The 25,256-nt window shown below is 63.7% G+C and carries 21 protein-coding genes and 4 tRNA genes; 9 read left to right on the top strand and 16 right to left on the bottom strand.

Translation table 11 applies throughout. The features are described from left to right. Positions 1-30: 30 nt before the first annotated feature. The gene (ribA, locus tag CCD76_RS02795) at positions 31-1,170 is read right to left on the bottom strand and encodes a GTP cyclohydrolase II RibA (RefSeq protein WP_087718005.1); all 1,140 of its coding nucleotides are present in this window, start codon (positions 1,168-1,170) and stop codon (positions 31-33) included. A gap of 173 nt (positions 1,171-1,343) precedes the next feature. On the opposite strand from ribA, the gene CCD76_RS02790 reads away from it, so the two are divergent. Further along, a complete protein-coding gene (locus tag CCD76_RS02790) occupies positions 1,344-2,243 on the top strand; it encodes a RibD family protein (RefSeq protein ID WP_256961056.1) in 900 nt (299 codons plus the stop codon). Positions 2,244-2,251: 8 nt separating this feature from the next. Here CCD76_RS02790 and CCD76_RS02785 read toward each other — a convergent pair whose 3' ends face one another. The 5 genes from CCD76_RS02785 to CCD76_RS02765 form a co-directional block, all read right to left on the bottom strand. Next, positions 2,252-3,259 (bottom strand): lysylphosphatidylglycerol synthase transmembrane domain-containing protein, encoded by a 1,008-nt coding sequence (locus tag CCD76_RS02785; protein ID WP_087718004.1) that lies wholly within the window; start codon positions 3,257-3,259, stop codon positions 2,252-2,254. Further along, a complete protein-coding gene (locus CCD76_RS02780) occupies positions 3,256-4,212 on the bottom strand; it encodes a class I SAM-dependent methyltransferase (protein ID WP_087718003.1) in 957 nt (318 codons plus the stop codon). Before CCD76_RS02780 ends, CCD76_RS02785 begins: the two co-directional genes overlap by 4 nt. Continuing rightward, on the bottom strand, positions 4,212-5,276 hold the full coding sequence (locus CCD76_RS02775; protein ID WP_087718002.1) for a glycosyltransferase family 4 protein: 1,065 nt from the start codon (positions 5,274-5,276) through the stop codon (positions 4,212-4,214). The genes CCD76_RS02780 and CCD76_RS02775 overlap by 1 nt, the downstream gene beginning before the upstream one ends. Continuing rightward, on the bottom strand, positions 5,273-5,671 hold the full coding sequence (locus tag CCD76_RS02770) for a 6-pyruvoyl trahydropterin synthase family protein (protein WP_087718001.1): 399 nt from the start codon (positions 5,669-5,671) through the stop codon (positions 5,273-5,275). The genes CCD76_RS02775 and CCD76_RS02770 overlap by 4 nt, the downstream gene beginning before the upstream one ends. A 168-nt stretch (positions 5,672-5,839) precedes the next feature. Beyond that, positions 5,840-6,811 carry a zinc-dependent alcohol dehydrogenase gene (locus CCD76_RS02765; protein WP_087718000.1) on the bottom strand — a complete coding sequence of 324 codons (972 nt, stop codon included), beginning with the start codon at positions 6,809-6,811 and terminating at the stop codon, positions 5,840-5,842. 436 nt (positions 6,812-7,247) lie between these two features. Between CCD76_RS02765 and CCD76_RS02760 the strand changes: the two genes are divergently transcribed. Further along, a complete protein-coding gene (locus CCD76_RS02760; protein WP_179208822.1) occupies positions 7,248-7,937 on the top strand; it encodes a CDP-alcohol phosphatidyltransferase family protein in 690 nt (229 codons plus the stop codon). Positions 7,938-8,110: 173 nt separating this feature from the next. Beyond that, positions 8,111-9,133: a succinylglutamate desuccinylase/aspartoacylase family protein gene (locus tag CCD76_RS02755; protein ID WP_087717998.1), complete on the top strand. Its 1,023-nt coding sequence runs from the start codon at positions 8,111-8,113 to the stop codon at positions 9,131-9,133. Positions 9,134-9,204: 71 nt separating this feature from the next. Here the strand turns inward: CCD76_RS02755 and dusA are convergent, their stop codons facing one another. From dusA to CCD76_RS02720, 7 genes are all read right to left on the bottom strand, one after another. Beyond that, positions 9,205-10,230, bottom strand: coding sequence for a tRNA dihydrouridine(20/20a) synthase DusA (gene dusA, locus CCD76_RS02750; RefSeq protein ID WP_087717997.1), 1,026 nt, complete (start codon positions 10,228-10,230; stop codon positions 9,205-9,207). Positions 10,231-10,756: 526 nt separating this feature from the next. Beyond that, positions 10,757-10,843, bottom strand: a tRNA-Leu gene (locus tag CCD76_RS02745). Between the two features lie 99 nt (positions 10,844-10,942). Beyond that, a tRNA-Cys gene (locus CCD76_RS02740) sits at positions 10,943-11,016 on the bottom strand. 85 nt (positions 11,017-11,101) lie between these two features. Further along, positions 11,102-11,176 (bottom strand) — tRNA-Gly (locus CCD76_RS02735). Positions 11,177-11,239: 63 nt separating this feature from the next. Further along, positions 11,240-11,788 carry a CDP-diacylglycerol--glycerol-3-phosphate 3-phosphatidyltransferase gene (pgsA, locus tag CCD76_RS02730; protein ID WP_087717996.1) on the bottom strand — a complete coding sequence of 183 codons (549 nt, stop codon included), beginning with the start codon at positions 11,786-11,788 and terminating at the stop codon, positions 11,240-11,242. Between the two features lie 61 nt (positions 11,789-11,849). After that, the gene (gene uvrC, locus CCD76_RS02725) at positions 11,850-13,691 is read right to left on the bottom strand and encodes an excinuclease ABC subunit UvrC (RefSeq protein WP_087717995.1); all 1,842 of its coding nucleotides are present in this window, start codon (positions 13,689-13,691) and stop codon (positions 11,850-11,852) included. A gap of 80 nt (positions 13,692-13,771) precedes the next feature. Further along, on the bottom strand, positions 13,772-14,419 hold the full coding sequence (locus CCD76_RS02720; protein WP_087717994.1) for a response regulator: 648 nt from the start codon (positions 14,417-14,419) through the stop codon (positions 13,772-13,774). 366 nt (positions 14,420-14,785) lie between these two features. Between CCD76_RS02720 and CCD76_RS02715 the strand changes: the two genes are divergently transcribed. From CCD76_RS02715 to trpC, 6 genes are all read left to right on the top strand, one after another. Then, positions 14,786-14,861: transfer RNA gene (locus tag CCD76_RS02715), tRNA-Ala, on the top strand. A 298-nt stretch (positions 14,862-15,159) separates the two neighbouring features. Next, the gene (locus tag CCD76_RS02710) at positions 15,160-15,516 is read left to right on the top strand and encodes a hypothetical protein (RefSeq protein WP_087717993.1); all 357 of its coding nucleotides are present in this window, start codon (positions 15,160-15,162) and stop codon (positions 15,514-15,516) included. A 118-nt stretch (positions 15,517-15,634) separates the two neighbouring features. Next, positions 15,635-16,393: a Crp/Fnr family transcriptional regulator gene (locus CCD76_RS02705; protein ID WP_087717992.1), complete on the top strand. Its 759-nt coding sequence runs from the start codon at positions 15,635-15,637 to the stop codon at positions 16,391-16,393. Between the two features lie 317 nt (positions 16,394-16,710). Next, positions 16,711-17,298, top strand: a complete 588-nt coding sequence (locus tag CCD76_RS02700; RefSeq protein WP_087717991.1) for an anthranilate synthase component II — start codon at positions 16,711-16,713, stop codon at positions 17,296-17,298. Between the two features lie 36 nt (positions 17,299-17,334). Beyond that, positions 17,335-18,354 carry an anthranilate phosphoribosyltransferase gene (gene trpD / locus CCD76_RS02695; RefSeq protein ID WP_087717990.1) on the top strand — a complete coding sequence of 340 codons (1,020 nt, stop codon included), beginning with the start codon at positions 17,335-17,337 and terminating at the stop codon, positions 18,352-18,354. A 75-nt stretch (positions 18,355-18,429) separates the two neighbouring features. Continuing rightward, complete coding sequence (gene trpC / locus CCD76_RS02690) at positions 18,430-19,245, top strand: indole-3-glycerol phosphate synthase TrpC (protein ID WP_373419394.1); 816 nt, start codon at positions 18,430-18,432, stop codon at positions 19,243-19,245. Between the two features lie 182 nt (positions 19,246-19,427). Here trpC and CCD76_RS02685 read toward each other — a convergent pair whose 3' ends face one another. From CCD76_RS02685 to ydiJ, 3 genes are all read right to left on the bottom strand, one after another. Continuing rightward, positions 19,428-21,227: a cation:proton antiporter gene (locus tag CCD76_RS02685; RefSeq protein ID WP_087717989.1), complete on the bottom strand. Its 1,800-nt coding sequence runs from the start codon at positions 21,225-21,227 to the stop codon at positions 19,428-19,430. Positions 21,228-21,314: 87 nt separating this feature from the next. Continuing rightward, positions 21,315-21,758 carry a thioredoxin TrxC gene (gene trxC / locus CCD76_RS02680; protein ID WP_087717988.1) on the bottom strand — a complete coding sequence of 148 codons (444 nt, stop codon included), beginning with the start codon at positions 21,756-21,758 and terminating at the stop codon, positions 21,315-21,317. 15 nt (positions 21,759-21,773) lie between these two features. After that, the gene (gene ydiJ, locus CCD76_RS02675) at positions 21,774-24,992 is read right to left on the bottom strand and encodes a D-2-hydroxyglutarate dehydrogenase YdiJ (protein WP_087717987.1); all 3,219 of its coding nucleotides are present in this window, start codon (positions 24,990-24,992) and stop codon (positions 21,774-21,776) included. Positions 24,993-25,256 lie beyond the last annotated feature (264 nt).

Genomic DNA, 25,256 nt, shown 5'->3' with positions numbered 1-25,256 from the left:
CCGGACGTCGGTCTTCGTCCGAGGCGCCTGTCAGCGGGCCATGGGGCGCTTGAGCGGCGTCACCGGCCCGCTTTCGCCCTCGTTGAGCACCTCTTCCAGCCAGTGGCCGGCGCGCTTGGCCTTGGCGTCCAGGTAGCGCCGGTTCTGCTTGGTCAGCTTGCCGTAGACACCGCGGCGGTTGACGACCTCGACGCCGCCCTGGTCCATGGCGGCGATCTTCTCCGGATTGTTGGTCAACAGCTCGATGCGGGTGATGTCGAGCTGTTCCAGCATCTCCAGCGCCACGCCGTAGGTACGCTCGTCCTCGCCGAATCCGAGCACCTGGTCGGCGTCCACCGTATCCAGCCCGCCGTCCTGCAGCGTATAGGCGCGCAACTTGTTGGCCAGGCCGATGCCGCGCCCTTCCTGGGCGAGATAGAGCAGCACGCCGCCGCCGCGTTCGTCGATGGTGCGCACGCTCTCGCGGAGCTGTTCGCCGCAGTCGCAGCGCAGGCTGCCGAAGAGATCGCCGGTCAGGCAGGCGGAGTGCAACCGTACCGGCACGGCGTCGTTCCACTCCTCGGGTTTGCCGATGATGATGGCGATGTGTTCGCGCATGCCGTCGGCCTCGCGGAACATCACGAATCTGGCGCGTTCGGCGTGGGACAGCGGGATTTCCGCGTCGCTGGTGCGCTTGAGGAAATGCGATCGCGTTTCCGAATAGGCAGCGATCTGCTCGGCAGCGACGGCCAGCACGGTGCCTTCGGCGACGAGGGCTTCCACCTGGGCGCGCTTGCCATCGCTGACGCTGGCGACGATCGCGGCGGGGATGAGCAGGCCGATGCGCATCAGGTCCAGCGCCGCCACGCTGCCGTCGTTGGCGGTCAGCGGCCGGTTCTCCAGCGAGAAGCGCTGCTCCTCCGCACTGGCCCAGGCAATGACCTCGTTCGCCCGGTCGGCGGGGTCGATCGGTACCAGCCCGACCCTGGGCTCGAAGTCGATGCCCAGCCGCGAGAGGCGGTGCCGGGTCAGTGCCAGCGCGGGCTGATTGCCGCTGAAGGCGTGCAGGGCTGCCAGGGCTTCGTCGTCGCAGCCCTCGAGCGGGTGAACCATCACGTCGCCATGGCTGGCGCGTACGAGAACCGGAAGGCCACGTCGCAGATCGAAAATCGCGCGTTCTACCTGTCGCATGCTCGTCTCCTTATCCTGTCATCCATGATCCGTCTCTGCATGATCGAGAGCCGTGATCGTCATCCATGATCGAAGGTGCGTGTCGTTGGCGGCCTTGGCATTCCTCATCGAGCCGCCTCCGCCCGAGGGGCGATCTTTGCTACGCTGTGGTGCCGTCTGGCCAAGGAATGACCATGACTTTTTCTTCTCGTACTTCCTCTTCTCGTACTCCTCCTGCTCCTCCTGTACATACTCCGCAGGCCTGGAATTGGATTCGTCATGCGGCGGATCTGAACCGTGACGGCGTCTTCGAGGGAGCTATCATCGATGGGCGCTACCGGCTCGATATCGATGCCCGGGGCGATTGGCGCTGTACCCACGAGGTCGACGAGGAGGCCGCGCAACTGCTGTCGATCTGGCTGCCGTGGTGCATGGCGGACATCACTCGTGGCCCGCGTGTCATCGCGCAGATCGGCCAGAGCCTCGACGGCCGAATCGCGACGGTAAGCGGGGCTTCCCACTACGTCACCGGTGCGCAGAGCCTGGTTCATCTCCACCGGATGCGGGCGCTGGTCGACGCCGTGGTGGTAGGCGCCGGCACGGTGGATGCCGACGACCCGCAACTGACCGTGCGCCATGTCGAGGGCGACAACCCGCTGCGCGTGGTGCTCGACCCGCGAGGCCGGGTCCCTGCCGAGCGCGGCGTGTTTCGGCGGCCGGCGGCGCCGACCTGGCATCTCGTCGGCGAAGGCGTTGCCGGTCACGGTGGCGCCGATCATGTCAGCGTCAAGTCGGTGACGCCGGGGTCGGCGGGTATCGATCCCGTGCAGGTCATCTCGCTGCTGGCCGAACATGGCCATCGCCGGATCCTGATCGAGGGCGGCGGGCTGACGATCTCGCGCTTTCTCGAAGCGGACTGCCTCGACCGAATGCACAGCGTGGTCGCGCCCATGCTGATCGGCTCCGGCCGTCCGGCGCTGACGCTGCCGGAAATCGAGACGCTGGACGGGGCGCTGCGGCCGGCTTGCCGGCACTTCTGCCTGGGCCAGGACATGTTGTTCGATCTGGATCTGCGTGATCGCGGCGTGACGTGATCGAGATGTCATCCGGGGTGCCCTCCCGGAGCGGACTCGCCCCGCGCGGGCGTTCGAACCAGCCGCGTGGCCTGCCGGTTCGACCGGCGACCCCACAGTAGCACCGCCAGGCCTGGCAGGCTGGCGGCGAGAATCAGCAGGCCGTAGGTCACCGACAGTGCCACGCCTTCCTGTGCCGGCAGGCCGGCCAATGGCCAGATCACGGCGGCGGCGCCTTCCCGCAACCCCCAGCCGGCGACGGTCAGCGGAATCGCCATCGCCATCAGTAGTGGCGGGATCAACGGCAGCAGTTCCGGCACCGATCGCGGCAGTCCCAGCGCCTGGGCGGCGCAGAGAAATACCGCCACGTAGGTGGCGACGATCAGCAGCGAGCCGATCAACTGTGCCGGCCAGACGGAGAGCGCCAGCAGCGCCCGCCTGGCATCCCGGCCGAAGCTTGCCAAGGGGGCCCAGGGCCGATGGCGCAGCCATTGGGTGGCGATGGCGCACAGCAGCAGAATCGCCAGCATGATCCACGACCCTGCTTCCCGGTGCGCTGTCCACAGTCCGGCGATGCCGACGCGCAGCGCCGGCGAGAGCAGAATGGCGGCGACCGCGACCAGCAGCAGCGCGAGCTGTCCGGAGGCACGTTCGATGATGACGGCACGGATTGCTGCCCCGGATGGCGTACTGGCGTGGGCTCCCGGCCGTTCACGGGCGCTGCCGTGACGCCAGGCACGCGCCGCGTCGCCCATCACCCCGCCCGGCAAGACCTGATTGAGAAAAGTTGCCAGATAGTATTCGCGGATGGCGGTCGGCCACGGCAGCGCGATCCCGACCTGGTGAGCCGTCATGCGCCAGCGCCAGGCCGACAGCACGACCTGGGGAAGGCCGATCAGCACGGCCAGCAGAACCCAGCCCGGCGACAGGTCACCGAGTCGCGCCAGCAACCGGTCGATATCCAGTTGCCAGGCGAGCATCCCCAGCAGCGCCAGCGTCACGGCCAGGCGCAGCGCAGGCGATAACCAACGGTTCACTCTGGCGCTCCCGGGACGGCGTTCGCGATGGGTGTGGCGAACAGGTCCCGATGCCCGACCGTCACCGTCAGTTTTTCACGCATCAGCCCCTCCAGCCGCTGGGCGTGCCAGCGGTCGACGCGGCTGCGCTGCTGCGGCAGTTGCTCGTGGAGGGCGGTGCGCCAGCCGGCCAGCAGGGCCTCGGCGAGGGCCAGCGATTCCGACCCGAGACGCCAGGGCGTCGTGGCCTCGCGGATGTGGTAGCCACGACGATGGAAGCTCTCGCGGAGATGGCGCGGCGCCTGAGTGCCCATGGCGGGACCGCCGCCCTTGTCGCGCTGCTGATGCGCCTGCAGTGCCGCCAGCATGAATCGGTCGTCGTCGCTGGACAGCGGGGTGCCGCTGGGGTCGTGAAAGCGGATCTGGCCGTCGACGCTGAGCGCGAACAGTACGGCGCAATCGTTGGCCCGGCAGGCATCGGCCAGCGCTTCGATATCGGCGGCTGTCAGCAGGTCGAACAGCGCCGAGGCGGTAACCAGGTCCGCACCCTGCAGGCCGTGCTTCCAGGCATCGGCGAGGCTCAGATTGCGGGTCTCCAGGTGAATCGGCTGGCCGTCGGCGCTGGTCAACGGCTCGCAGCGCAGTCGGGCCTGGGCCAGCAGTGCTGCATCGTGATCGATCAGACGCCAGTGCTGGGCGCCGTGAAGTCTTGGCGCCAGGTAGCGCGGATTCGAACCGCTGCCGCACCCCAGATCGACCAGCGTGCGCCGCGTCTCGAATGGCCGAGCCTCGAGCGGTCGGGCCTCGAGCGGTCGGGCCGGGGTGGCGCGCTGCGTCAGCCAGCGATCCGCGGCGTGGGCGAGCTGGGCGTCGCGCGCCAGATGATCGGCGGGCTCGCGCAGTGTCAGCCATTGATCGCTGAACAAGGCATCGCTGAACAGGGCGTCGGCGGCGGGCGTGGACGGCTTCGACATCAGTGCGTCGCCTCCGCGGCCCTGGTGCGTTTCAACGCCTGACCGAAGGCCTCGGCGGCACGGTTCCAGTCGCCGAGCGTGTCGCGAATCTCCCGCGCACCTGTCTGATAGCGCCGATAGGTTTCCGGCTCTTCAAGCATGCGTTTCAGCGCGTCGCGAAGTGCGGTCACGTCTCCCGGCGGGACCTTGATACCGGCTGCGTCCGGCAGCGTGTGGGCGAGGGCGCCGCCCGTGGTGGTAACGACGGGAAGACCATGGGCGAGGGCTTCGGTAATCACCATGCCGTAGCCTTCATAGTGTGACGGCAGCACGAACAGGTCGGCCTGCCGATAATGCTCTGTCAGACGATCGGTGGGTTGGGAGCCCAGCAGCCGAATGCGCTCGTTCAACTGATGTGCATCGATGGCCTTGCGCACCTCGTCGACGTAGGCGTCGGCTCGATCGAGGGCGCCGATCAGATCGCACTGCCACGGCAGAGATGTGAGGCCCGACAGCGCCTCGACCAGCAGATCCTGGCCCTTGCGCGGGGTGATCGTGGCGATGCAGAGCAGGCGAGGCGTTCCGCTGCCGTCGCCGCTCGCCAGCTGGCCGAGCTCGACGCCGGGTTCGATGACGGCGATCTTCTCCGCCGGTACGGCGAAGTCGGCCAGACGGCGGGCGGTGTAGACACTGGTGACGATCACGTGGCCGACGGCGGCCAGAGCGCGGGTTTCGCTGATACGAAAACGTTGCTGCTCGGGCGCCCCCAGACCGGTTTCGTCGGCGAGCGGGTGATGGACCAGTGCCGTGATCGCCAGACGCGAGGCGTGACGCTCGACGATCGCCTGCAGGCCGCCCATGGCGAGCCCGTCGATCACGGCCTGGCTGCCGTCGGGCAGGGCGGTCAAGGCACTGTCCAGGGCATGGGAGGCGACGGCATCCGGCTCCGGGAAGCGCCCGTCGAGCCCGACGACATCGATCTTCCAGCCGCTGGCGCGCAGGGCTTCGACGATTCGTGCGTCGTAGACGTAGCCGCCGGTCAGCTGGCCGGGGTCGCCGGCAACGATAAGCGTGAAGTCGCTCATAGGCCCCCTTCGTAACTTGCCCAGGCGATGTGGGATTCATGGAGCGTGACGGTCATGGCGGTAAGGTGGCGGCCGCCATCGCCCAGGGCGCCTTCTCGAATGGCGTGGGACAGGCGGTCGAAAACGACCCGGGCCATGAATTCGGTGGTGGTATTGCGGCCCTTGAACTCCTCGATCTCGTCGAGATTGTTCAGCGTGAACTCGCCGAGAATGCGCTTCAGGGTCTCGCTGGCGAGGCCGATGTCGACGACGAGATCGTCATGATCCAGCTCGGGGCGCTTGAAGGTGACATCGACCACGTACGTCGCGCCGTGCAGTTTCTGTGCCGGGCCGAAGGTTTCGCTGTGGAAGCTGTGAGCGATCATCATGTGATCGCGGACGGTCAGGCTGAACATTCCTTTCGCTCCTTGAGGCATGAGTCCTTTGAGGCATGTGCCTTTTGATGTGTGTGCCTTTGATACACGAGCCCTTGGTGCATGAGCCCGTGGTGATTCGATCCTCGCCGCCGGTCATTCTTCACTAGGTCATTCTTATACTGCCGGTGCCAAGGCGGTTACGCGGCTTCAGCCGTAGCGGATGCGCTGACAGAGCGTATCGTCGTCGGACTGGCTCAGCCGTTTCAATGTCTCGGGCAGATCCCGGAAGTGGCTTTCGCCGCTGATCAGCACGTCCAGGCAGTCGTGGTTGAGCAGCGACAGGGCGAGCGAGAGCCGCCGCTTGTGATCCCAGCGCGGGCGATGCCCCGGGGAAACGCTGCCGACCTGGCTCGACCGCAGCGTCAGGCGGCGCGCGTGAAACGCCTCGCCGAGCGGCAGATTCACTTCGCGACTGCCGTACCAGCTCATCTCGAGCACGGTCGCCTCGAACCCGGCCAGCGAGAGGGCGGTCTGCAGGCCGCCATCCGAGGCGCTGGCGTGGATGACCAGATCCTGCTCGGCGGCGGCCGTTTCCGGGGTATGAAAGTCGACGCTCAGCGCCTCCCCCAAGAAACGCTTGCGCTCGTCGATATCGATCAACTGGACGTGGGCACCGGGCAGGCGGGCGCAAAGCCAGGCCACCAGGGCGCCGACCACGCCAGCGCCGACGACGCTGATTCGGTCGCCGATTCCCGGGGCGGCATCCCACAGGGCGTTGAGCGCCGTCTCCATGTTGGCGCCGAGAATTGCGCGTTGGGGAGGCACGTCCGGCGGCAGCGGAACGACATCGTCGGCACCCACGCGGTAGTGGGTCTGGTGTGGATGCAGGCAGTAGACGTATCGGCCGTGCCAGTCGTGGGCTCCCTGCTCGACGACGCCGACGTTGGAGTAGCCGTATTTGACCGGCCCCGGAAACTCGCCGCTCTGGAACGGCGCGCGCATTCGCTGGTATTCGCTGACCGGTACCTGGCCCTTGAAGACCAAGGTTTCGCTGCCACGGCTGATGGCCGAGTAGCAGGTTCTTACCATGAGATCGCCGCTGACACTCAGCTCGGCCTGGCGAATTTCGCCGGTACCGTCGCCGAGCGACCAGAAAGCATGGGCGTAAGGCGTCGTCATTGAGATATCCGCTCCTTGATACAGATCGGGATGTCCGGCTTGCTGTCGCTCTGAATGGCAGTATGGCAGAGTATGACGATTTAGCATTGTACAAGTAATGTACAATAAAGGAGCTGCAAGCAGGAGTCATCGAACCCGGGTTGGATATCTGCTTTCTACCCAGAACTTCGCGGGATGGTGCAGAGCCGGATAGGGCACCGTCCGCTTCCGGTAACGAAGCCGACAGGAAGTCGTTTCTCGCAAATCGGTCAAAGTGCATCCAGACTTGTACGAGGTGCGTAACGATGCCTGACTACTGCGTCCCTGGACGGGATGAGGTGGCGAAGGAGGGGCGATCATGGCAACCAGGGAGAGACCGGCGATGCGACATTCATCGGCACGTATGCGGGCAACTCCGTCTTCACGGCGATTTCGGTCCGTCCGGGGCTGGATGGAGATGGCGGCGGGCCTGGCTCTGGTGGCGCTGCTGGTCGAGTGGGTGCAGTGGGCGTTTTCCGCGCCGTCGGGCCTGCGGTTCACCGCCGGTGGCGTTTACTTGGCGATCGCGACGGCCGTGCTGTGGGTCTGGCCCGCCGCCCGTCATGGCCTGGGTTGGGCCAATCGCGTCACGTTGCTGCGCGCCGCGTTGATTGCGTTCGTCGCTGGCGTGGTGGTCTATCCGGATTTCATCCAGCGCCACGCCGAAGGTATCGCTTCGCTCTGCTTGCTGGCGCTGTCGCTCGACGGTATCGATGGCTGGGTGGCGCGCCGCACTGGTTCATCGAGCGCTTTCGGTGCCCGTTTCGACATGGAACTGGACGCCTTCTTCATCGTCGTGCTGTGTATGGCGCTGATCGCGTTGGAGAAGGTCGGCGTGTGGGTGCTGGTCATCGGCCTGGCTCGTTACGCGTTCGTGATCGCCGGGATGTACTCGCCCTGGCTCAATCGGGCGCTGCCCGAGAGCTATTTCCGCAAGACGGTTTGCGTATGGCAGGTGGCGACGTTGATGGTCTGTCTGCTGCCTTTCGTCGAGCCGGCGTGGGCGACCGGATTTGCGCTTCTGGCGGCGACGCTGCTGCTGCTCTCCTTCGGCCGCGATGTCGTCTGGCTCTGGCGCCATCGCCCGGCCGACGATGCCGAGTTCTGACTTTCTTCGTTGCCGGTGCCTCGCGCAGCCGTGATCCGCTTTCGAATGCTTTCGGATCGAGGGGAGGAGGGGAGGGGCCGCGCCTATCGGGCGGGAAGCCGGGCAGCAACATGACTCGCCTTGATCGTGCGATGGCTTTACGATCATAAGATCTTCAATTACCAAGGGTTGTCATGGCGCAGGAAGCTTTCACACTTGCGGGCGAACGAATCGAGCCCGGTACGCGTCGCCAGATCGATGTACCGGTCGCCAAGCTCTATACGCATGCTCCGATGCATATTCCGGTCGAAGTGGTTCACGGGCGCCAGCCCGGGCCGGTGCTGCTGGTTTGCAGTGCCATTCATGGCGACGAGCTCAATGGTGTCGAGATCGTCCGTCGACTGTTGAAGTTGCCGAACCTGTCGAGGCTTCGCGGAACGCTGATCGCCGTTCCGGTCGTCAACGTCTTCGGCTTCGTGCAGCAGTCGCGCTACCTGCCGGATCGGCGCGATCTCAACCGCTGCTTTCCGGGGAGCGAGAGCGGGTCTCTGGGTTCACGAATCGCGGCGCTGCTGCGCGAGGAGATGGTCGATCGGGCCACGCATATCATCGACCTGCATACCGGGGCCATTCACCGTACCAACCTGCCGCAGATCCGATCCCAGCTGCGTCAGAATCGGGAAACCCAGGCCATGGCCGAGGCGTTCGGGGTGCCGGTGATCCTGAATGCCGAGCTGCGCGAGGGGAGCCTGCGCGAGTATGCCCAGAATCGCGGCGTGCCGGTGCTGACCTACGAGGCCGGCGAGGCGCTGAGATTCGATGAGTGGGCGATAGCGCCCGGCGTCAGAGGGATCCGGCGTGTCATGCGGCTGATCGGCATGCTGCCGGCAGACAGCCGGCGACGGGCGCCGCCGGCGGCCGAGATCGCCAACGGTTCCAGCTGGGCGCGGGCGCCGATCGACGGCATTTTCAGACCGCGCGTGAGGTTGGGTGTGCGGGTCGCCAAGCAGCAGGTACTGGGCGTGGTCGCCGATCCATTCGGCAACGATGAAGCGCCGATCGTCGCAAGTGCCGATGGTATCGTCATCGGGATGAGCAACCTGCCACTGGTCAACGAAGGCGAGGCGCTGCTTCACGTTGCCCGCTATCAGGAAATCGATGACGTCGAGAACATGGTGGAGAATTTCCAGTCGCGCTACGAGACGACCGGCTTCTAGGTTGGTACGAAAAGTCGGCGAGCGGTGCCCTGTCTTTGGTCCGTTCCTTGCGGGCCATTTTCCTGCGGCAGCTAGGCCGTCTGTGCCAGCCGGCTTTCGTCTATCAGGCCGACGGCATCGTCGTAGACGCTGATGCCGGCACCTTCCCGATGGGCATGCTCCGATAGGTGACGACGGAAGCGTCTTCCGCCCGCGCAGCCCTGGAACAGCCCCAGTAGATGCCGGGTCACGTGGTTGAGCCTGGCGCCCTCGGCGAGCCGCTCGATCACGTAGGGACGGAAGGCGCGTGCCACGTCGTGGCGGCTGGATGCTGGCGGCGTCTGACCATAGAGCTGGCTATCGACTTCGGCCAGCAGCCAGGGGTTCTGATACGCCTCGCGACCGACCATCACGCTATCTACGCCGGCCTCCAGATGCGCCCGGCACGCCTCCAGCGTCTTGATGCCGCCGTTGATGCCAATATGCAGCTCGGGGTGGGCGGCCTTGAGGCGATAGACCCGTTCGTAGTTCAGCGGCGGCACGTCCCGGTTCTCCTTGGGGGAGAGCCCCTGCAGCCAGGCCTTGCGGGCATGCACGATGAAGGTATCGCAGCCGGCGGCTGCCACCCGCTCGATGAAGCGCTCGAGATCGGCATCCTCGTCCTGGTCGTCGATGCCGATACGACACTTCACCGTGACCGGGATCGATACCGCGCCACGCATCGCCGCCACCGCATCGGCAACCTTGTCGGGATAGCCCATCAGGCAGGCGCCGATGAGGTTGTTCTGGACCCGATCGCTGGGACAGCCCACGTTCAGGTTGACCTCGTCGTAGCCCCACGCCTCGGCGATAGCCGCGCATTCGGCCAATTCCCCGGGATCGCTGCCCCCCAGTTGCAGCGCCAGCGGATGTTCGACGGCGCTGTAGCCCAGAAAACGCTCTCGCGGCGAGCCGTGCAGGATCGCGCCCGTAGTCACCATTTCCGTGTACAGCAGCGCACGCCGCGTGAGGCATCTCGCCAGCGCGCGGTAATCGCGGGTCGTCCAATCCATCATCGGGGCGACGGAGAAGGTGCGGTCGAGCTGTGGCGCTGTGGTATTGGTTTGAAGGTCAGTCATGGCATCGAGGTCGAGTTGGCAGGATGTCTTGGCAGCGGGATCCGAATAGCGAGACGAGTGATCCGGCGGACCACAGGGCGCGAGAGTGTCGCATATTTTCGAGCAGGTCGCATGACTCGAGACGAATGCAAGGGGCGGGCTAAAGTCGCATGGCTATCTGCCGATAGAGTATTCATCCAACGGTCTGGTGCGCGCATGAGCGCCAGTAGCCGGGTATGTTTTTCGGCGTCTTCTGGCCGAATTCGCCTACCACTTTGTGTCGCTTCCCTGCGACTGCTTCGACCCGGCGCACATGGCAACCATCCTCGTGTGCGACGGGTCGCTTTTTCTCGCCGATTCCGCATCGAATGTTCAACTGACTGTCTTCGAAAACCGCTTGTCCGCCGTGGCTTCTCGTCGTGGTGGACCGCGGTATTGCCTGGAGAATGCGTCATCCCGGAAAGACGGAAAAGAGGTATCACACAGCTGGTATTCGGTCTGCGTAAGCGATCGATATGGAAGCAGGAAACGTCAATGGTCAGGAAAATGGTGCCCGGAGTCGGACTTGAACCGACACGACCTAACGGTCGAGGGATTTTAAGTCCCTTGCGTCTACCAATTTCGCCATCCGGGCCAACGACATTCGGTCAAACTATCCGGTGGCCTTTTGAAAGGCAAGGCGCCGGTGACCTAGGAAGCGATCGAACCTGCGTGATTCGATGCTGAGAAGAAGTGGAGGCTGGAGTCGGAATCGAACCGGCGTACACGGAGTTGCAGTCCGCTGCATAACCACTCTGCCATCCAGCCTTTCATCGATTTACCAAGGACTGCTGCTCGAACTGGTCTGGCCAGTACAACCTGCGTCAATTCAGTAGGATCGAAAATCGTGTTTTGGAGCGGGAAAGGAGATTCGAACTCCCGACCCTCGCCTTGGCAAGGCGATGCTCTACCACTGAGCTATTCCCGCTGAACACGCCGTCGCATTATAAGGATAACTTCGTAAGTGTCAAACGCTTATGGCAATTTTTAGTCACAGCGAGCGAGTCAATTCCGGCCAGGCCGCCTTGAGATACTGGATCATCGACCACAGCGTCAGGCCGGCCGCGGCGTAGAGCAGAGCGATGGCGAGATCGGCGATCGGGGAACCGGGAGGAAAGCCCAGCAGCAGCAGCAGAGAAATCATCTGCAGCGTCGTCTTGGACTTGCCGATCCAGGAGACGGCGACGCGCTTGCGCTGACCTATCTCGGCCATCCATTCACGTAGCGCGGAGATCACGATCTCGCGGCCTATGATGACCAAGGCTGGAAGTGTCAGCCAAATCGCCTCGTAGCGCTCTATCAATAATGCCAGGGCGACGGCAACCATGACCTTGTCCGCCACGGGGTCGAGAAAGGCGCCGAAGGGAGTGCTCTGGTTCCAGCGTCTGGCCAGGTAGCCATCCAGCCAGTCGGTGATCGCGGCCAGCCCGAAAAGCGCTGCGGTCAGCGGGAGGCTCCAGGCGTAGGGGAGATAGAACAGCACCACCATGAGCGGGATGAACACGATTCTTGCCAGAGTGAGCATGTTGGGAATGTTCATCGTGCCGCTAGCGTCCTTACTGGGGGTTGAAAGTCGGGCATTTTACGCCTGCTGCTTACGCTCATCCATGGAGCGCCTGATGAATGGTAGCCGCCATCTGTTCATTGATCCCGGGAACGCGGGAAAGATCGTCTCGGGTTGCCTTGCGCACGCCCTGCAGACCACCGAAGAAGCGTAACAGTTCTCGGCGACGTTTCGGCCCGACGCCGGGAATATCCTGCAATGAAGACGTTCGGCGCTGCTTGTCGCGGCGCTGGCGGTGGCCGGTGATCGCGAAGCGGTGGGCTTCGTCGCGTATATGCTGGATCAGATGCAGTCCCGGCGAGCTGGTGTCGAGATTCAGCGTGCGGTCCACGGTTTCGATGAACAGCGTCTCCAGGCCGGCCTTTCGTGTCGTGCCCTTGGCGACACCGATCAGCGCAACGCCGACGACTTCCAGTTCGACCAGAACTTCCCGGGCCATGTTCAACTGGCCCTTGCCGCCGTCGACGATCAGGATATCGGGCAGTTTGCCTTCGCCTTTCTGCAGTCGTTTGAAACGGCGGGACAGCGCCTGTCGCATGGCCGCGTAATCGTCACCGGCGGCCACGCCCTCGATATTGAAGCGCCGATAGTCGGACTTGGCCGGGCCGTTCTGGTCGAACACGACGCAGGAAGCCACTGTTGCTTCGCCATGGCTGTGGCTGATATCGAAACACTCCAGCCGCGCGGGCGCCGTCGGCATGTCCAGGGCTGCTCGCAGAGATTCGAAGCGCTTGCCCAGCTGACTGCGGTTGGCGAGCTGGGTGGCCAGATGCTGCTCGGCGTTGGTGATCGCCAGTCGACGCCACTGGGCACGATGGCCGCGGACTTGCGACGTCACCCGGACCCGGCGGCCGGCGTGCTCGCTCAATGCCGACTGGAGGAGTTCGCTGTCCGTCATCGGATGCGAAGCGATGATCTCGAGCGGGATCTCCTTGGACTGGCCGAGATAGAACTGGCTGACGAACTCGCTCAGCAGTTCGCTGGCGCCAAGATCCAGACCGTTATCGGGTTGATGGTGCCGCGCGCCCAGCATGCGCCCCTGACGAATGGCCAGTACGCTGATGCACAACCCGCCCGGTTGCTCCGCCAGCGCAAAGACATCGGCGTCGCCATCGGTGTTGTCGACGTACTGCTTCTCCTGCAGTCTCCGCAGTTGCTGAACCTGATCCCGCAGCCGGGCGGCTTCCTCGAAATCGAGGGAATCGCTCGCGCGCTCCATGCTGGCAGTCAACTGCTGCGTGACCTGCTCGCTGCGCCCCTCGAGGCACATCACGGCGTGCTCTACATCCTGGCGGTAGTCGGCTTCGCTGATGTAGTCGACGCAGGGCGCGCTGCAGCGCTTGATCTGGTACTGCAGGCAGGGTCGCTGGCGATGGGCGAACACGCTGTCTTCGCAGTTGCGGATGCGAAAGATCTTCTGCATCAGCGAAAGGCTCTCGCGCACCGCGGTGGAGCTGGGGTAGGGGCCCAGGTAACGGCCGTCGCGACGCTTCTGCCGAACACGCTTGAACTCGAGCGCGGGGTAAGGGTGCCGATCGGTGACGAAGACATAGGGGTACGATTTGTCGTCGCGAAGCAGGATGTTGTAAGGGGGCCGCAACTCCTTGATCAAGGTCTGCTCGAGCAGCAGCGCTTCGGTTTCGCTACGGGTAATCGTGACTTGAATGTCATGAATCCGGGCGACCAGCGCCTGGGTCTTGGCGTTCAGTGCGCCACGGAAGTAGCTGGCCAGTCGTGGCTTGAGTCGCTTGGCCTTGCCGACGTAGAGCACGTTGGCCTGCTCGTCGAGCATGCGGTACACGCCCGGGGACTCCGAGACCGACTTCAGGAAATGCTTGGCGTCGAAGCGCGATGGGGTATCGATCGAGGATTCACTCATCCTCGCAGTATATCAAAAACCCGGGCGGGCACTGCGAGGATCGAACATTTCCACCGAGCCCATCGCGTCATGGCCGAAGTTCAGGTCCGAGGTTCGAGACTGCCCAGTAAACCGTGCCGTAGACCGAGATGAGTCAGCTCGACATCGGACTGTACCTGCAACTTGTCGAAGATTCGGTAGCGGTAGGTATTCACGGTCTTCGGACTGAGCGCGAGCTGCTCCGAAATGCGGCTCACCTTGTAGCAGTGGATGATCATCGTCGCGATCTGCAGTTCCCGGTGCGAGAGCTGGTCGAACGGATTGTGGCGGCCTTCGCTTCGGGCCAGCACGACGCGTTGGGCAATGTCGGCGCTGATGAAGCGCTCGCCATCCGCTATTCGGCGTACCGCGTCGATCATCAGATCCAGCTCGGTCCCCTTGCTGATGAACCCCGCCACGCCGGCGTTGATCAGGCGTTGCGCCGTTCCCTCGTCAACCTGTCCCGTCAGCGCAACGATTCGAATGCCGGATGGCGCCTTGAGAAGCTTCAGGATGGTTTCCAGGCCCCCGATTCCCGGCATGCGGATGTCGATCATCGCGATGTCCGGCAAATGATCCCGGCAGCCTTGCCATGCAGCCTCCCCGCTGTCGGCTTCGGCAATGACCTCGATGTCGGGCTCGCTGTCCAATACGCGAGCGATACTCGTGCGCACCAGATGGTGATCGTCGGCTACCAATACCTTGATCAAGATAACTCCTGGATTCCTGCTGTCCTTGAAACCCTGCCTGTGGCAAATGTGCAGACAATCGGCGCAATGGAACGCCTCGGGCCTTTATCGTTATAACGCGCCGATGTTGGCTTCTTCACGAAAGCGGGGATGTGAGCAAATCGTGAAACCGGCGCCGTTGCCGCGAGTCGTTTCCCGTTCCTCTGTTACGTAGTGTGACATGTTATCGGACCAAATACTTCCTGTTCGATATCGAGATTTGTACTTGGGAAATCGCTCCGATCGGTCTGTTCGACAATGAATTTGCTTATGCGTTGTCTATCAGGGGTTGACCTTGATCTGTCGAGCTTTTATAGTGCGTCGCGTCCTCCGGGGCAGCAGTCATTTGGGGCCTTAGCTCAGCTGGGAGAGCGCAACACTGGCAGTGTTGAGGTCAGCGGTTCGATCCCGCTAGGCTCCACCAAGAATTCCTCTCGAATTAGCCGCTTCGAGCTTGATATGCCGAAGCGGCTTTTTCGTATCCGAACATCTGTCCTTGTCATCATTCCATCGAGCCGGAGCATCCGGCTGGAACGCGTTCGAGCGATAGCGCTGGCACTACGCAATGCAGTGGCCTGCCAGGCTCGGTTACGGCGATGAATTAGCCTAATTATCTGCAGGTACTTCTCTCTTTGCCACGTCGAGCGACTCACACAATGCAGTGATTCGCCGCGATGAGCCAGCGGTTGACCTTGAGTAGCCAAGCGCATTGCGGGGGCTGTATGCGAGAGTTCATTTTCGATGTCGCGATCAGGCCGGCAGGTTCGTCACGGCAACGCTGGGAGGCGTTGGTGCCGGCCTTGCCCGGCCTGACGGCAGAAGCCTCGACCGATATGAAGGCTTTCGAACGTCTCCAGGACGTGATCATTCCTTTTCTGGCTCAGCGGCTCGCAAAGGGGGAGGGCGTTCCCCTGCAATCCCGAGTCGGCCATTACATGAGCCGCTACGGGCTGGTCTTCTGGCAGTTTCTCTGTATCCGCCTGGGCCCCTTGAGGTCTGGCCAGCTAGCGATCGAACCCATCTTTCCCGATATCGACGAACTGTTGACACGCCTCGACGGAAATGGCGTCGACGAGTAGCCAGCTCCCGAAGCGTGAACCACACTTCATGGACGAGACAGGCGTTTTAATCACATGAACAGAGATACTGAGGCAGCAGCTTCATTTCTTTGACTTTGAGAAGCAAAGGTGCGAATCCATGCTATCAGGCGTTCATTTTACCAATCGTCTTTCTCCCAACGACCTGATGATTCGGAAACTGGAGAGCATCTTCAGGCTTTCCGACGATGAGAAGCAAGTGCTCCAGGACCTGCCGGTGCAAGTGGAGTCGCTCAAGCCCGGGCAGGATATCGTCCGCATCGGCGAGCATGCTTCTCGAAGCTGCCTGCTGCTGGAAGGATTTACCTGTGTCTACAAGCTGACCTCGGACGGTAAGCGCCAGATCATGGCGGTACATGTTCCTGGAGACATGCCGGATCTGCAGAGCCTGCATCTCAAGGTCATGGACATGAGCATCGCATCGATCAGTACCAGCATGGTCGGATTCATCCAGCATAACGCCTTGAAGCAGGCCTGCGAACGTTCTCCCCGTCTTACCGCGGCCTTCTGGCGCGAGACACTGGTCGATGCATCGATATACCGTGACTGGATCCTTAATATCGGGCAGCGGGGCGCCTATCCGCGAGTAGCTCACCTGCTCTGCGAGCTATTGGTACGGCTGAAGGCGGTAGGGTTTGCCGATAATGACTCTTTCCGTCTGCCGATTACGCAGGCCGAACTGGCAGACGCGATAGGTATCACTCCGGTTCACATGAATCGCGTATTCCAGGCGCTGCGCGCGGACGGTCTGATCGAAGCGAAACGAGGGAAGGTGACCATACTGGAGGAGAAGCGCCTGAAAGAGGAGGGGGACTTCGACCCGCTCTATCTTCACCACATCAAGAATGTCTCGAATTGAACGGCGTTGGCCCGATTCCTTTTGGAAGACAGGCGATAACGCCGTTGACACCCTGCGTGACGACGCGGCACTATATTTCCCATGATCACGAACCGAATACGCAAGCATAACCAGTGGTGGTGGCGCCTTTAATTCAAGGGTGGCACGCCTACGTCCGTCAATTGACGTTTGAAAAGAATGCCGCCCCACGGGGCGGCATTTTTGTGTGTTCGTTTCGCTTCGTGAGGTCGGCATAGAGGCAGCGATCGACTTGGATCGCATTCGGGTAAATCTCGAGCCAAGAGTCGATTTAATCGATATATCAGGAGTTTATTCCCATGTCAGTCCTCATGATCGACAATTATGATAGCTTCACCTTCAACATCGTTCAGTACTTGGGCGAGTTGGGGGCTGATGTCGTCACCGTGCGCAACGACGACGTGGATCTTGCCGAGCTGGAGCGCCACGAACCGACTCACCTGGTGGTCTCGCCCGGGCCGTGCACACCCAACGAAGCGGGTATCTCGATGGAGGCGATTCGCCATTTCGCTGGCAGGATCCCGATATTGGGTGTCTGTCTCGGTCATCAGGCCATCGGTCAGGTCTATGGTGGCGACGTGATCCGCGCGCCACAGGTGATGCACGGCAAGACGTCTCGCATTCGTCACCGCGGTGAAGGGGTTTTCGAAGGGCTTGAGGACCCGCTCGAGGTCACCCGTTACCATTCGCTGGTGGTCGATGCTGCTACCCTGCCGGACTGTCTCGAGATCACGGCCTGGGCCGATGACGACGACCCGACGCCAGGGCTGATCATGGGCTTGAAGCACAAGACGCTGGATATCGAAGGGGTCCAGTTTCACCCCGAATCGATTCTGTCTCGCCAAGGCCACGAGCTGCTGGCGAACTTCCTGAAACGGCGCGCCTGATCTGACATAGCTAGCCGGAACCGGCGAGGAGCCAACATGCAAATGCGGGATGCCATTGGTGCGGTCATGCGCCGTCAGGATCTCAGTTACGAAGATACCCACGCCGTCATGAAGGCGATCATGACGGGTGAAGCGACCGAGGCCCAGATCGGCGGCTTTTTGATCGGGCTGGCGATGAAGGGGGAGACCGCCGACGAGATCACGGCGGCGGCGCAGGTCATGCGCGAACTGATGCAGCCGGTATCGATCGACTGCGACAACATCGTCGACATCGTCGGCACCGGTGGCGATGGCGCCAACCTTTTCAACGTCTCCACGGCGTCGAGCTTCGTGGTCGCGGCTGCCGGCGGTCACGTCGCCAAGCACGGCAATCGGGGCGTCTCGTCCTCCGCCGGGAGTGCGGATCTGTTCGACGTCGCGGGGATCTATCTCGATCTCGACGCGGCGACCATCGCGCGCTGCATCGAGCAGGTCGGGGTCGGATTCATGTTCGCGCCGCGCCATCACCAGGCGATGCGCCATGCCATCGGCCCGCGAAGGGATATGGGGGTTCGCACGGTCTTCAATATCCTTGGCCCGCTGACCAATCCGGCAGGGGCGCCCAACCAGTTGCTGGGCGTCTATGCACCGTATCTCGTGCCGCTGGTGGCAGAGTCGCTGCGCAAGCTGGGCAGCCGGCATGTGCTGGTGGTTCATGCCGAGGATGGCCTGGACGAAATCTCCGTGGCGGCGCCGACGCAGGTGGCCGAGCTTCGCGACGGCGAGATTCGTGAATACACGATCACGCCCGAGGAGCTGGGCATCGAGCGTCAATCCCTCGATCCGCTGAAGGTCGTGACCGCCGAAGACAGTCTCAAGCTGGTCAAGGAGGCGCTGGTCGGCAAGGGTGTGGCTGGCGACATCGTTGCGCTCAACGCCGGGGCGGCGCTGTTCGCTTCCGGTGTGGCGGATTCGCTCAAGGAGGGGGTGCTGATGGCGCAGGACGCCCAGGCCTCCAAGCTGCCGCTGGAAAAGCTCAAGGAGCTTTCCGACTTCACCCGGGTCTTCGCCAACTGACCGCTCGCGACAAAACCGGCGTCTTCGCCGAAACAGCGTCTTCGCTGAATCAGAACCAGCTCAACAGGAATCTCCATGATGACCGACGCCGCCGATAGTGAACTGCCTACCATTCTGGCCAAGATCCTGGCACGCAAGCGCGAGGAGATCGCCGAACGCCGCGCGGTCGCCAGCGAGCAGACCTGGCTGGAGCGGGCAACGGCGCAGGGCGCGCCGCGAGGCTTCGTCTCGGCGCTCAATGCCTGTATCGATGGCGGCGATCCTGCCGTCATCGCCGAGATCAAGAAGGCGTCGCCCTCCAAGGGTGTCATCCGTGAAGACTTCCAGCCCGCCGAGATTGCGGCCGACTACGCCGCGGCCGGTGCCAGCTGTCTTTCGGTGCTGACGGACGCCGACTACTTCCAGGGGCACGAGGATTACCTGATCGCCGCCCGGAACGCCTGCGACCTGCCAGTGATTCGCAAGGACTTCATCATCGACGGCTACCAGGTGGCGGAAGCCAGGGGTATCGGCGCGGACTGCATCCTGCTGATCGTGGCGGCGCTGAGCGACGAGCAGCTCAAGGATCTCTACCAGCAGGCGACGGCACTGGGCATGGACGTGCTGGTCGAGGTGCACGATATCTTCGAACTCGAACGGGCGCTGATGCTCGATCTGCCGCTGGTGGGAATCAACAACCGCGACCTGCGCACGTTCGAGACTTCGCTGGACACGACCTTCGAGCTGCTCAAGCGAATCCCCCAAGGCGTGACGGTCGTCACCGAGTCTGGCATTCATGGCCGGGATGATGTCGAGCGCATGCGCGAATTCGACGTCAATGCCTTTCTGGTCGGCGAGGCTTTCATGCGCGAGCAAGAACCCGGTAGCGCGCTTCGCCGAATGTTCTTTTAGCCCGGACCGCGTCACACGTCCGCGCCGGGCTAACGAACGCACGGCGGCAACGTACGAACCCCGCTTCCCGATCGTCGACTCGGGAAGCGGGGTTCGTCGTTATGTGGCCCGGTCGGAACTCATGATCCAGAGTCCCAAATCCAGAATCCGAAATTCAGAGTCCGAAATTCAGAGCCCGAAATTCAGAACTCGGGCGAATCCGGGAATATCAGGCTGATCAGCGTATCGCCCGCCTTCGGGTTGAGCGGTTTTTCGGCCGTGGCGATACGGATCCGGCCACTGGTCGAGAGCGTGAACAGCGTCAGCAGGCGATCGTGATGAATACGCCGATAATCGTCGATATCGAAGTTGTCGCTGATATTGGCGTGGCGAACCACGGCGCCCTGGCCGATCAGACTCGACAGGCGGGTGAATGTCGTATTGCCGTCGAACAGCAGCGGCAGGTGCGCCAGCGCCTGTTGATGGTGACGCCGCGCATTACGGGAGGACTCCACCGCCAGCCGGAAGACCTTGCCGTGGCCGAGGACGTGCTCGAAGTGCAGCGCGGCCAGATTGTTGAGCTCGCGGTAGGGCGACAGCGGCAGCAGGTGGCCGATGCCGGTCAGCCCCAGATGCTGGGCGGCGTGCTCCGACAGCGGGTTGCCGTAGTAGGTCGGGATATTGGTCATCCGCGCTTCCTGGATGGCGTCCCAGTTGTGATCGCACAGCCGCACCGCGAAACCGGCTTCCTGAAGCGCGCTGCCGAATGCCCGCGAGACGGGGTTGGCGCCGATGATCAGGAATCCCGATGCGGTAGGAGCGTTCACCTTCAGCAGCCTCGCCAGCGGGCGCGAAAACAGGCTCTGGACGACGACGGTGCTGATGATCACCAGAAACGTGACCGGCACCAGCAGCTCGGCACCGGGAACCTCCAGCGTCTCGAGGCGAATCGCGAACAGCGACGCCACAGCCGCCGCGACGATCCCGCGGGGAGAGAGCCAGGCCAGCAGCGCCTTTTCCCGCCAGTTGAGCGAGCTGCCCCAGGTGCACAGCCATACTGCCAGCGGCCGCGCGACCCACACCAGAACGACCAGAAACGCCCACGCTTCCCACGACAGCAGGCTCAGCTGAGCCAGGCTCAGGCGCGCGGCCAGCAGGATGAACAGCCCCGAAATCAGCAGGATCGATAGCGTCTCCTTGAACTCCAGGATCGGCTGGGTCGGTACGCCGCGCATGTTCGCCATCCATACGCCCATGACGGTGACGGTCAGCAGGCCGGACTCGTGGAACAGCAGGTTCGACGCGGTGAACAGCGTCAGCATGATCATCAGGGTGCCGAAGCTGTGCAGCCGCTGGGGCAGCCAGTAGTGACGCAGCACGCTGCCCCACAGGTAGCCGCCGGCCGTGCCCAGGCCGAAGCCGATCACTGCGGTCTGGGTGAAACTCAAAAGCGTGTGCGCCGCCGCGCCGTTGGAGAGCCCCAGGGCGACGAACTCGTAGACCAGCACCGCGCCGATGGCCCCGATCGGATCGATCAGGATGCCTTCCCAGCGCAGGATCTGGCTGACGTGCTCCCGCGCGCGTAGGGTCTGCAGCAGCGGTAGCACCACCGTTGGCCCGGTCACCACCAGTAACGCCCCCAGCACGCTTGCCATCTCCCAGGAGAGACCCAGTACCAGATGCGCGGCGGCGATGGCGATCAGCGCCGTGATCAGCGCGCCCCAGGTCACCAGCCGGCTGACCGTGCGGCCATGGCCGCGTAGCTCGCGGAAATCCAGCGTCAATGCGCCCTCGAACAGGATCACCGCTACCGCCAGGGAGACCAGCGGGAACAGCAGGTCGCCCAGCACCGCGTCGGGATCGAGGATGCCGGTCACCGGGCCGGCGGCGATGCCGGCGATCAGCAGCGGCAGAATGGCCGGCACCCGGAGCTGCCAGGCGAGCCATTGACAGACCAGCGCCAGCAGGCCGATGCCGGTGAGGGCAAGGGCAGCGTTTTCCATGGCAGTCTCTCCAGGGTGTGACAAAAGGCGCGCAGACTAGCGGCGGCATTGCAACGATGCAATGCCGGATCGAAGGCAAAGGAGACTTCAGGGTGTGGCGAGTTGTCGCTGGGTCCAGTTGACGATATCCGCGGAGCCCATGGCACCGGCCTGACGCGCGATCTCCTGCCCGCCACGGAACAGAATCAGCGTCGGGATGCTGCGAATGCCGAATCGCGAGGCGATATCCGTCGCGGCTTCGGTATCCAGCTTGCCCAGGATGACGTTCGGCGACAACGCCCTGGCGGCTTGGGCGAACCCTGGCGCCATCGCCTTGCAGGGGCCGCACCAGTCGGCCCAGAAGTCGATCAGAATCGGCAGATCGCTACGCGACACGAAACGATCGAAATTGGCCGAATCCAGGGTCAACGGCTCGCCGCTGAACAGGGCGTTATGGCAGCGACCGCAATTGGGAGCGTCCGCCAGACGAGCGCCAGCGACCCGATTGACGGCGTGGCAGTGCGGACAAACGACGTGTTTCGCTTCGGTCATGAGATCGGCTCCTTGTTAACGAAAGCTGGCGGTCGATGAGTATGAGGGAGACGTGGGCGTGCCAGCGATCTTGATCCATTTCAACAGCGCCTGTAACGGGTGCGGCAGTGCCTGATCGGAGAGCCGCTTGACCTGGCTGCGACAGGAGTAGCCCGTGGCGAGCAGACGACCGGCATTGGCGTCATCTTCCACCGGTTCGCGCCACGAGAGGTCGTAGATTTTTTCCGAGGTGTCGCGGTTGCGCGCTTCGTGCCCGTAGGTGCCGGACATGCCGCAGCAGCCGGTGGCGATCAGATCCAGCTGAAGCCCGAAGTGCGCGAACAGCTGCTGCCAGCCTTTGGGGCTGCCCGGCGCGTTGGTCTTCTCGGTGCAGTGGCTCATCAGGCGATAGCCGGGGTCGGTGCCGGTCGCCTCGTCGCGCCAGCCTCGCGGCAGAATCGATTGCCCCAGCGACAGCAGCCACTCCTGCAGCAGCAGTACCTCCGGCACCGCCTGCGGCCCCAGCGTCTTGACGTATTCCTGACGGTAGGTGAGCGTCATCGCCGGGTCGATGCCCACCAGCGGTACGCCGAAGCGGGAAAGCGTCCGGAGCCTGGCCGCCTGCCTTGCCGCTACTCGCTCGAAGCGACCGAGGAAGCCCTGCACGTGCAGCGGCTTGCCGTTGGGCTGGAACGGCGCCACGAACATCCGGATATCCAGGCGTGCCAGCAACTCGACCACATCCATCACCAGTCGCGACTCGAAGTGGCTGGTAAAGGCATCCTGCACCAGCACCACGCTGCGGCTTTTCTGGGCCGCCGTGAGTCGCCCCAACGTCAGCGGGGTGGCTTCGGCGACGCCCCAGGCGGCGAGCGTTTTCCCGAGACTGGCGCGGGAGAGTTTCGGGCTGTCGACGATGCCGAGACCCTTCGCCAGGAAGCGGTCGACCAGGCGGTTGTCGAGCAGGGCGTTGTAGAGCGGCGTCACCGGTTGAAGATGCGGCACGACGAACTCGAGCCCGCCGATCAGATAATCGCGCAGCGGGCGCGCATAGCGGCTGTGGTAGCTCTCCAGGAAGCGCGAGCGGAAATCCGGCACGTCGACCTTGATCGGACACTGGCCGGCGCAGGACTTGCACGCCAGACACCCGGCCATGGCGTCGTGAACCTCGTGCGAGAAGTCGGCCTCGCCGCGCCGCCGGGCGATCGACCGCCCGATCTTGCCGGGCTGGGCCAGGAGCCAGGCGCCGAGGCCGCCGCGACGTTGGGCTCGGCTCACCTCGATCACGTCGACACCGGCGTTGCCCTGGCGGCGCAGCCATTCGCGCATCAGGCTGGCGCGGCCCTTGGGGGAGTGGATGCGCTCACGTGTCGCCTTCCAGGAAGGACACATGGCATCGGCCGGGTCGTAGTTGTAGCAGGCGCCGTTGCCGTTGCAGTAGACGGCGCTGGCGTTCTCCTGCCAGACCCGCTCATCGATCTGACGATCCAGCTCTCCGCGTGTCGTTACCCCATCGATCGCCAGCAGGCCCGGATCGTGTCCGTCAACGATGCCAGCCTCGCCTTCAGCCAGCGGTGTCGCGATCTTGCCCGGGTTGAACTGGTTGTGCGGGTCGAAGGCGGCCTTCACCCGTTGCAGCGCGGGGTAGAGCTCGCCGAAGAAGCGCGGCGTATATTCGGAGCGCACCCCCTTGCCGTGTTCACCCCACAGCAGCCCGCCGTAGCGCTGGGTCAGCGCCGCCACCTCGTCGGAAATCTCGCGAATCAGGCGCGCCTGCGCCGGATCCTTCATGTCGATGGCGGGGCGCACATGGAGCACGCCGGCGTCGACGTGGCCGAACATGCCGTATTCGAGCCCCCTGACATCCAGCAGCTGGCGAAATTCGGCGATGTAGTCGGCTAATTGCTCCGGCGGCACCGCGGTGTCCTCGACGAACGGGATCGGACGTTTCTCGCCCTTGGCATCGACCTTGGCATTGCCGAGCAGGCCCACCGCACGCTTGCGCATGGCATAGACCCGGGCGATCTGCGGGCGGCCCTCGGCCAGGGTGTAGCCGAGCCGTTCGACGCCGGTATCTGAGCCGAGATGCTCGACGAATGCCTGAACGCGCTCGGCCAGCCGCGCCGGATCGTCGTCGTTGAACTCGACCAGGTTGATACCGCGAATCGGCGTCCCGCGCTCGCCATTGTCATCGGCCACGGCGTTATCGGGCACAGCGTCATCGGCCACGGCGGGGAAGAATTCCGCCACGCTGTCCCAGACGAAATCTTCCATCGCCAGCTGCAGTACCCGGTCGTCGATGGTTTCGATCGAGGTCGGGTTGCCTTCCGCCATCAGCGTCTTGGCATCGCGCAGCGCGTCCATGAAGCCGGTATAGCGCACGTTGACCAGGGTCGAGTGTTTGGGCAGTGGCAACACGTTGAGCGTCGCCTCGTTGAGCAGCGCCAGCGAACCTTCGGCGCCGCACAAGACGCTGTTGAGATCGAAGTGGCCCTGGTCGTCGGTCAGGTGCGCCAGGTCGTAGCCGGTCAGACAGCGGTTGAGCGGCGGGAAGGTCGCCGCGATGCGCTCCCGCTCGGTGGCCGCTATGTCGCTCACCGCGCGGTAGATCTCGCCGATCCGGTCGTCGCGCTCGCAGGCGGCCGCCAGTGCTGTCTCGTCCAGCGGCCGACTCTCGAGCCGCTCGCCGCCGGGCAGCACGACATCGAGCTCGAGCACGTGGTTGCGCGTCTTGCCGTATTCGCAACTGCCCTGGCCGCTGGCATCGGTGGAGATCATGCCGCCGATCGTGGCGCGGTTGGAGGTGGAAAGCTCCGGGGCAAAGAATAGCCCGTGGGGCTTGAGCGCGGCGTTCAACTGATCCTTGACCACGCCGGCCTGAACCCGCACCCGGCGGTTCTCGACGTCGATCTCGAGGATCCGGTTCATGTAACGGGAGACATCCACTACCAGCCCGTCGGTCAGCGATTGGCCGTTGGTGCCGGTGCCGCCGCCGCGCGGGGCGAGCACGATGTCGCGGTGCGCCTCGCGCCCGAGCAGGCGGGCGATCAGTTCGAGATCGGCAGCGTCGCGCGGATAGAGCACCGCCATCGGCAGGCGCTGGTAAATGGAGTTGTCCGTCGCCAGCACGGTACGGTTGGCGGCATCGTCGCCGATGTCTCCCCGGAAACCCGCATCGGCCAGCTCGGCGAGGAACCGGCGATAGCGCTCGGGCAGGGTGAGATCGGCACTGGCCGGATCTAGGCGTGTAATCATCGTCATGCATCAAGCCATCACGTCGGGCCGGTCGGGCGGCCGTCGCCGGACGGATTCCATCCGGCAGGTTATCGGTTCTTGGCGCCGGAGCGCTCGAGGGCGGATAGTTTAGCGCGCCAAACAGCGCTGTGACACGAATCCCCGGTGGTGCATGGTGCCGGGGTGGGGTTTTCCTTACAATGAGCGCTCTTCGCTGGCCTTTGCTGGTCTTCGCTGACCATAGAATAATCGGCCGGGGCGTCGTGACTCTCATTGGGTTGCGCC

Source organism: Salinicola salarius, assembly GCF_002179555.1.
Lineage (GTDB): Bacteria > Pseudomonadota > Gammaproteobacteria > Pseudomonadales > Halomonadaceae > Salinicola > Salinicola salarius_A.
The sequence above is the reverse complement of the archived record's forward strand: the minus strand, read 5'-3'. Positions and strand labels throughout refer to the sequence as shown.

Excerpts from the sequence above, each read along its gene's own strand:
- trpD (WP_087717990.1), top strand. The coding sequence starts at position 17,335 with ATGCAAATGCGGGATGCCATTGGTGCGGTCATGCGCCGTCAGGATCTC.
- uvrC (WP_087717995.1), bottom strand. The coding sequence starts at position 13,691 with ATGAGTGAATCCTCGATCGATACCCCATCGCGCTTCGACGCCAAGCAT.
- CCD76_RS02770 (WP_087718001.1), bottom strand. The coding sequence starts at position 5,671 with ATGTTCAGCCTGACCGTCCGCGATCACATGATGATCGCTCACAGCTTC.
- CCD76_RS02790 (WP_256961056.1), top strand. The coding sequence starts at position 1,344 with ATGACTTTTTCTTCTCGTACTTCCTCTTCTCGTACTCCTCCTGCTCCT.
- CCD76_RS02685 (WP_087717989.1), bottom strand. The coding sequence starts at position 21,227 with ATGGAAAACGCTGCCCTTGCCCTCACCGGCATCGGCCTGCTGGCGCTG.
- ribA (WP_087718005.1), bottom strand. The coding sequence starts at position 1,170 with ATGCGACAGGTAGAACGCGCGATTTTCGATCTGCGACGTGGCCTTCCG.
- CCD76_RS02710 (WP_087717993.1), top strand. The coding sequence starts at position 15,160 with ATGCGAGAGTTCATTTTCGATGTCGCGATCAGGCCGGCAGGTTCGTCA.
- pgsA (WP_087717996.1), bottom strand. The coding sequence starts at position 11,788 with ATGAACATTCCCAACATGCTCACTCTGGCAAGAATCGTGTTCATCCCG.
- CCD76_RS02760 (WP_179208822.1), top strand. The coding sequence starts at position 7,248 with ATGGCGGCGGGCCTGGCTCTGGTGGCGCTGCTGGTCGAGTGGGTGCAG.
- CCD76_RS02775 (WP_087718002.1), bottom strand. The coding sequence starts at position 5,276 with ATGAGCGACTTCACGCTTATCGTTGCCGGCGACCCCGGCCAGCTGACC.
- CCD76_RS02705 (WP_087717992.1), top strand. The coding sequence starts at position 15,635 with ATGCTATCAGGCGTTCATTTTACCAATCGTCTTTCTCCCAACGACCTG.
- CCD76_RS02755 (WP_087717998.1), top strand. The coding sequence starts at position 8,111 with ATGGCGCAGGAAGCTTTCACACTTGCGGGCGAACGAATCGAGCCCGGT.
- CCD76_RS02700 (WP_087717991.1), top strand. The coding sequence starts at position 16,711 with ATGTCAGTCCTCATGATCGACAATTATGATAGCTTCACCTTCAACATC.
- trpC (WP_373419394.1), top strand. The coding sequence starts at position 18,430 with ATGATGACCGACGCCGCCGATAGTGAACTGCCTACCATTCTGGCCAAG.
- CCD76_RS02765 (WP_087718000.1), bottom strand. The coding sequence starts at position 6,811 with ATGACGACGCCTTACGCCCATGCTTTCTGGTCGCTCGGCGACGGTACC.
- CCD76_RS02780 (WP_087718003.1), bottom strand. The coding sequence starts at position 4,212 with ATGTCGAAGCCGTCCACGCCCGCCGCCGACGCCCTGTTCAGCGATGCC.
- trxC (WP_087717988.1), bottom strand. The coding sequence starts at position 21,758 with ATGACCGAAGCGAAACACGTCGTTTGTCCGCACTGCCACGCCGTCAAT.
- ydiJ (WP_087717987.1), bottom strand. The coding sequence starts at position 24,992 with ATGATTACACGCCTAGATCCGGCCAGTGCCGATCTCACCCTGCCCGAG.
- dusA (WP_087717997.1), bottom strand. The coding sequence starts at position 10,230 with ATGACTGACCTTCAAACCAATACCACAGCGCCACAGCTCGACCGCACC.